This is a genomic window from Lactobacillus sp. ESL0679 (assembly GCF_029433515.1).
Taxonomy (GTDB): Bacteria; Bacillota; Bacilli; order Lactobacillales; family Lactobacillaceae; genus Lactobacillus.
In genome coordinates this window covers 1-1,479 of the sequence record NZ_JAQTIG010000016.1, presented here as the reverse complement: position 1 = coordinate 1,479, position 1,479 = coordinate 1, and the positions used below count along the sequence as shown (strand labels likewise).

Below are 1,479 nucleotides of genomic sequence, written 5' to 3'. Positions count from 1 at the left end.
ATGGCTCTTTGTCAAATTCTGTTGATGAAGATAAATAATGAATTAGATGCACTTTAAGCAGTAATGCTTAAAGTGTTTTCTTTTAATACGGCATTTTTGGCTTCTAAGTTAATTCTAGCAACCATATTGGAAAAATTGCGATAACCATAGGCTGTGCGTTGAATTTGTTTAATTCTGCGGTTAGTACCTTCAACACAACCATTGGAATATTTAAAAACAGCCGCATTAAGAACAGCTTGACGATTGCGTTTGAAAGTCCTAAGGGTAATCTTCATTTGCGGGCCAACATCAATGTGCTGGTTAAATAAATTAGCCATTTGCTCAGAATCATGCTTGGTTAATGCTAATCTGAAATCCTGCATTAAGTCATAAGTTGCGCGTAATTTAGGATTAATGCATAACCCCTCTTCAACGATCTGTTCTTGAGTCAACCGATCTTTTAAGTGCTGGTAATACCTAGGCTGTTTAGCCTCTAATTGTTCATATGGCTTTAAATATGACTTCCAGTGATATTTAAGCAGGATGTAACGACGGTCAGAATGTTTAAACTGTTTCATTGTTTGTACCCGCAATTGATTAAAGGAACGATTAAGCATCTGCACAATGTGAAAACGATCAATAATAACTTGAGCATTAGGGAAAAGTGCATAAGCTAGGTCTTGATAATAAGCATTGAGATCCATAGTAATGGTCTTAACCTTACTTCTGAGGGTGGCAGGAAACTTGGCAAAAAAAGCGGTAATATCTTTTTTGAAGCGAGTTGGTAAGATTTTAATAATCTCATGCGTATCACCATTAACACAAATAAAGTGCAATTGCCGCCCAACACCCCGAAATTCATCAACGCCAATGTGTTCGGGTAAGTAATCATAGTCATCAACCTGTGGCAACTTTTTAAATCTAGTAAAAGTACGTAAAACAGTGTTGGCAGAGACATTGTTAGCCTGGGCAATTTCGGTTAGTGAACGGTCAGCAGTTAAATCGTGAATTACTTTTTGCTTAACTGGATTAGAGATAAAGCAGAACTTGTCAACTAAGGAACTGTTAGCCATAAAAGAATGACGACAATTACGGCAGTATAGACGTTGCTTATGGAGTTCAATTTGCAGGGGCTTAGAAGCATCTAGAGCTAAATAATGAAGACGTGAAACGTAATGGCCGTTGTGGACTAAATTAGCTTGACAATTGGGACAAGTGTTCAAAGGCAGAGCGAGTTCGGCAACTAAGATTTTGGTAAAATGATCAGAAGCATAATAAAAATGAGAAAAAGTCAGGTTAGCATCTTTAATATCAAGTAAAAGTTTAGTAGAATAATTATCAAGAGAAGGCAAAGTAAAACTCCTTAAAACATGAATGGTAGAAGATTAATGGATATAAGGAAGACAGTTTGAAATGTCTTCTTTTTGTTTTTGAGCATAAAAAATATCCTGTTAAAGAATACCATAAGGAAATTCATCAACAGGAAAAAGTGTACAGCCA

General features: G+C 36.0%; 1 protein-coding gene. It reads right to left on the bottom strand.

Going from position 1 to position 1,479, the window contains the following annotated elements; translation table 11 throughout:
* Window positions 1-53: 53 nt before the first annotated feature.
* Window positions 54-1,331, bottom strand: coding sequence for an ISL3 family transposase (locus tag PT287_RS10005; RefSeq protein WP_277134667.1), 1,278 nt, complete (start codon window positions 1,329-1,331; stop codon window positions 54-56).
* Between the last annotated feature and the right edge of the window lie 148 nt (window positions 1,332-1,479).